Origin of the sequence: Pseudomonas delhiensis (assembly GCF_900187975.1) — a bacterium.
GTDB lineage: Bacteria > Pseudomonadota > Gammaproteobacteria > Pseudomonadales > Pseudomonadaceae > Pseudomonas > Pseudomonas delhiensis.
The window spans coordinates 1-5,341 of the sequence record NZ_FZPC01000063.1; the positions used below are offsets into that span (position 1 = coordinate 1).

The 5,341-nt window shown below is 53.0% G+C and carries 2 tRNA genes and 3 rRNA genes; all 5 read left to right on the forward strand.

Annotation, left to right across the window (positions count from 1 at the left end):
- Positions 1-164 precede the first annotated feature (164 nt).
- The 5 genes from CHC02_RS29650 to rrf all read left to right on the forward strand — a co-directional run bounded on the left by CHC02_RS29650 (position 165) and on the right by rrf (position 5,324).
- A 16S ribosomal RNA gene (locus tag CHC02_RS29650) occupies positions 165-1,701 on the forward strand.
- A gap of 80 nt (positions 1,702-1,781) precedes the next feature.
- Positions 1,782-1,858 (forward strand) — tRNA-Ile (locus CHC02_RS29655).
- A gap of 15 nt (positions 1,859-1,873) precedes the next feature.
- A tRNA-Ala gene (locus CHC02_RS29660) sits at positions 1,874-1,949 on the forward strand.
- Between the two features lie 234 nt (positions 1,950-2,183).
- A 23S ribosomal RNA gene (locus tag CHC02_RS29665) occupies positions 2,184-5,074 on the forward strand.
- A 134-nt stretch (positions 5,075-5,208) separates the two neighbouring features.
- Positions 5,209-5,324, forward strand: a 5S ribosomal RNA gene (rrf, locus tag CHC02_RS29670).
- The 16S, 23S and 5S rRNA genes sit together here with 2 tRNA genes alongside, the layout of an rRNA operon.
- The last annotated feature ends 17 nt before the right edge of the window (positions 5,325-5,341 follow it).

The following is a 5,341-nucleotide window of genomic DNA, read 5'->3' on the forward strand; positions in this document are numbered from 1 at the left end:
CCAACTGCTCTTTAACAAGTTGAATCAAGCAATTCGTGTGGGTGCTTGTGAGCTAAGACTGGTGATCGCAAGATTATCAGCATCACAAGTAACACTCGTGAATTCGAGAGTTTTTTGCGATTGCTGAGCCAAGTTTAGGGTTTTCTCAAAACCCGATCAGTATTGAACTGAAGAGTTTGATCATGGCTCAGATTGAACGCTGGCGGCAGGCCTAACACATGCAAGTCGAGCGGATGAAGGGAGCTTGCTCCCGGATTCAGCGGCGGACGGGTGAGTAATGCCTAGGAATCTGCCTGGTAGTGGGGGACAACGTTCCGAAAGGAGCGCTAATACCGCATACGTCCTACGGGAGAAAGTGGGGGATCTTCGGACCTCACGCTATCAGATGAGCCTAGGTCGGATTAGCTAGTAGGTGGGGTAATGGCTCACCTAGGCGACGATCCGTAACTGGTCTGAGAGGATGATCAGTCACACTGGAACTGAGACACGGTCCAGACTCCTACGGGAGGCAGCAGTGGGGAATATTGGACAATGGGCGAAAGCCTGATCCAGCCATGCCGCGTGTGTGAAGAAGGTCTTCGGATTGTAAAGCACTTTAAGTTGGGAGGAAGGGCAGTAAGTTAATACCTTGCTGTTTTGACGTTACCAACAGAATAAGCACCGGCTAACTTCGTGCCAGCAGCCGCGGTAATACGAAGGGTGCAAGCGTTAATCGGAATTACTGGGCGTAAAGCGCGCGTAGGTGGTTTGGTAAGATGGATGTGAAATCCCCGGGCTCAACCTGGGAACTGCATCCATAACTGCCTGACTAGAGTACGGTAGAGGGTGGTGGAATTTCCTGTGTAGCGGTGAAATGCGTAGATATAGGAAGGAACACCAGTGGCGAAGGCGACCACCTGGACTGATACTGACACTGAGGTGCGAAAGCGTGGGGAGCAAACAGGATTAGATACCCTGGTAGTCCACGCCGTAAACGATGTCGACTAGCCGTTGGGATCCTTGAGATCTTAGTGGCGCAGCTAACGCGATAAGTCGACCGCCTGGGGAGTACGGCCGCAAGGTTAAAACTCAAATGAATTGACGGGGGCCCGCACAAGCGGTGGAGCATGTGGTTTAATTCGAAGCAACGCGAAGAACCTTACCTGGCCTTGACATGTCCGGAATCCTGCAGAGATGCGGGAGTGCCTTCGGGAATCGGAACACAGGTGCTGCATGGCTGTCGTCAGCTCGTGTCGTGAGATGTTGGGTTAAGTCCCGTAACGAGCGCAACCCTTGTCCTTAGTTACCAGCGGGTTATGCCGGGCACTCTAAGGAGACTGCCGGTGACAAACCGGAGGAAGGTGGGGATGACGTCAAGTCATCATGGCCCTTACGGCCAGGGCTACACACGTGCTACAATGGTCGGTACAGAGGGTTGCCAAGCCGCGAGGTGGAGCTAATCCCACAAAACCGATCGTAGTCCGGATCGCAGTCTGCAACTCGACTGCGTGAAGTCGGAATCGCTAGTAATCGTGAATCAGAATGTCACGGTGAATACGTTCCCGGGCCTTGTACACACCGCCCGTCACACCATGGGAGTGGGTTGCTCCAGAAGTAGCTAGTCTAACCTTCGGGGGGACGGTTACCACGGAGTGATTCATGACTGGGGTGAAGTCGTAACAAGGTAGCCGTAGGGGAACCTGCGGCTGGATCACCTCCTTAATCGAAGATCCCGGCTTTCTCATAAGCTCCCACACGAATTGCTTGATTCACTGGTAAGCGACGGTTAGGCAACCCTATATGGGTCTGTAGCTCAGTCGGTTAGAGCGCACCCCTGATAAGGGTGAGGTCGGCAGTTCGAATCTGCCCAGACCCACCAATCGTTGGAAAAGAGGGGGCCATAGCTCAGCTGGGAGAGCGCCTGCTTTGCACGCAGGAGGTCAGGAGTTCGATCCTCCTTGGCTCCACCATCTCCGCATCGTCGTAAAGCTCAGACAGGAATGTTCGGTAGAGCGAACCTTGCTGTCTGGTCTTTGTACCGGAACCGTTCTTTAAAAATTTGGGTATGTGATAGAAGTAGACTGAATGATCTCTTTCACTGGGGATTGTTCAAGTCAAGGTAAAATTTGCGAGTTCAAGCGCGAATTTTCGGCGAATGTCGTCTTCACGTTCGAGACGTATGACCAGATTGCTTGGGGTTATATGGTCAAGTGAAGAAGCGCATACGGTGGATGCCTTGGCAGTCAGAGGCGATGAAAGACGTGGTAGCCTGCGATAAGCTTCGGGGAGTCGGCAAACAGACTTTGATCCGGAGATCTCTGAATGGGGGAACCCAGCCAGCACAAGCTGGTTATCACACACTGAATCCATAGGTGTGTGAGGCGAACCAGGGGAACTGAAACATCTAAGTACCCTGAGGAACAGAAATCAACCGAGATTCCCTTAGTAGTGGCGAGCGAACGGGGACTAGCCCTTAAGCTTCTTGGAATCTAACAGAACGCTCTGGAAAGTGCGGCCATAGTGGGTGATAGCCCCGTATGTGAAAGGTTCCAGGAAGTGAAATCGAGTAGGACGGCGCACGTGAAACGTTGTCTGAACATGGGGGGACCATCCTCCAAGGCTAAATACTACTGACTGACCGATAGTGAACCAGTACCGTGAGGGAAAGGCGAAAAGAACCCCGGAGAGGGGAGTGAAATAGAACCTGAAACCGTATGCGTACAAGCAGTGGGAGCCCACGTTGTTGGGTGACTGCGTACCTTTTGTATAATGGGTCAGCGACTTATATTCAGTGGCGAGCTTAACCGAATAGGGGAGGCGTAGCGAAAGCGAGTCTTAATAGGGCGTTTAGTCGCTGGGTATAGACCCGAAACCGGGCGATCTATCCATGAGCAGGTTGAAGGTTAGGTAACACTGACTGGAGGACCGAACCCACTCCCGTTGAAAAGGTAGGGGATGACTTGTGGATCGGAGTGAAAGGCTAATCAAGCTCGGAGATAGCTGGTTCTCCTCGAAAGCTATTTAGGTAGCGCCTCACGTATCACTCCAGGGGGTAGAGCACTGTTTCGGCTAGGGGGTCATCCCGACTTACCAAACCGATGCAAACTCCGAATACCTGGAAGTGTCAGCGTGGGAGACACACGGCGGGTGCTAACGTCCGTCGTGAAAAGGGAAACAACCCAGACCGCCAGCTAAGGTCCCAAAGTTGTGGTTAAGTGGTAAACGATGTGGGAAGGCTTAGACAGCTAGGAGGTTGGCTTAGAAGCAGCCACCCTTTAAAGAAAGCGTAATAGCTCACTAGTCGAGTCGGCCTGCGCGGAAGATGTAACGGGGCTCAAACCACACACCGAAGCTGCGGGTGCATCGCAAGATGCGCGGTAGAGGAGCGTTCTGTAAGCCTGTGAAGGTGAGTTGAGAAGCTTGCTGGAGGTATCAGAAGTGCGAATGCTGACATGAGTAACGACAATGGGAGTGAAAAACTCCCACGCCGAAAGACCAAGGGTTCCTGCGCAACGTTAATCGACGCAGGGTTAGTCGGCCCCTAAGGCGAGGCAGAAATGCGTAGTCGATGGGAAACAGGTTAATATTCCTGTACTTCTAGTTACTGCGATGGAGGGACGGAGAAGGCTAGGCCAGCTTGGCGTTGGTTGTCCAAGTTTAAGGTTGTAGGCTGGGCACTTAGGCAAATCCGGGTGTTCAAGGCCGAGAGCTGATGACGAGCTTTCTTTTAGAGAGCGAAGTGGTTGATGCCATGCTTCCAGGAAAAGCTTCTAAGCTTCAGGTAACTAGGAACCGTACCCCAAACCGACACAGGTGGTCGGGTAGAGAATACCAAGGCGCTTGAGAGAACTCGGGTGAAGGAACTAGGCAAAATGGCACCGTAACTTCGGGAGAAGGTGCGCCGGTGAGGGTGAAGTATTTACTGCGTAAGCCCACGCCGGTCGAAGATACCAGGCCGCTGCGACTGTTTATTAAAAACACAGCACTCTGCAAACACGAAAGTGGACGTATAGGGTGTGACGCCTGCCCGGTGCCGGAAGGTTAATTGATGGGGTTAGCGAAAGCGAAGCTCTTGATCGAAGCCCCGGTAAACGGCGGCCGTAACTATAACGGTCCTAAGGTAGCGAAATTCCTTGTCGGGTAAGTTCCGACCTGCACGAATGGCGTAACGATGGCGGCGCTGTCTCCACCCGAGACTCAGTGAAATTGAAATCGCTGTGAAGATGCAGTGTATCCGCGGCTAGACGGAAAGACCCCGTGAACCTTTACTGTAGCTTTGCACTGGACTTTGAGCCTGCTTGTGTAGGATAGGTGGGAGGCTTTGAAGCGTGGACGCCAGTTCGCGTGGAGCCAACCTTGAAATACCACCCTGGCATGCTTGAGGTTCTAACTCTGGTCCGTGATCCGGATCGAGGACAGTGTATGGTGGGCAGTTTGACTGGGGCGGTCTCCTCCTAAAGAGTAACGGAGGAGTACGAAGGTGCGCTCAGACCGGTCGGAAATCGGTCGCAGAGTATAAAGGCAAAAGCGCGCTTGACTGCGAGACAGACACGTCGAGCAGGTACGAAAGTAGGTCTTAGTGATCCGGTGGTTCTGTATGGAAGGGCCATCGCTCAACGGATAAAAGGTACTCCGGGGATAACAGGCTGATACCGCCCAAGAGTTCATATCGACGGCGGTGTTTGGCACCTCGATGTCGGCTCATCACATCCTGGGGCTGAAGCCGGTCCCAAGGGTATGGCTGTTCGCCATTTAAAGTGGTACGCGAGCTGGGTTTAGAACGTCGTGAGACAGTTCGGTCCCTATCTGCCGTGGACGTTTGAGATTTGAGAGGGGCTGCTCCTAGTACGAGAGGACCGGAGTGGACGAACCTCTGGTGTTCCGGTTGTCACGCCAGTGGCACTGCCGGGTAGCTATGTTCGGAATAGATAACCGCTGAAAGCATCTAAGCGGGAAACTAGCCTCAAGATGAGATCTCACTGGGGACTCGATCCCCCTGAAGGGCCGTCGAAGACTACGACGTTGATAGGTCGGGTGTGTAAGCGCTGTGAGGCGTTGAGCTAACCGATACTAATTGCCCGTGAGGCTTGACCATATAACACCCAAACAATTTGTGTGTTGGACGGTGAAGTCGACGAACCGAAAGTTCGCAAGAACCGCAAAGAATACCTGTCACATACCCGAATCGGGATGAGCGTGAGCGCAAGCCACGAGCATCCGAAAGAATTGCTTGACGACCATAGAGCGTTGGAACCACCTGATCCCATCCCGAACTCAGCAGTGAAACGACGCATCGCCGATGGTAGTGTGGGGTTTCCCCATGTGAGAGTAGGTCATCGTCAAGCACCTATCCCAAAACCCC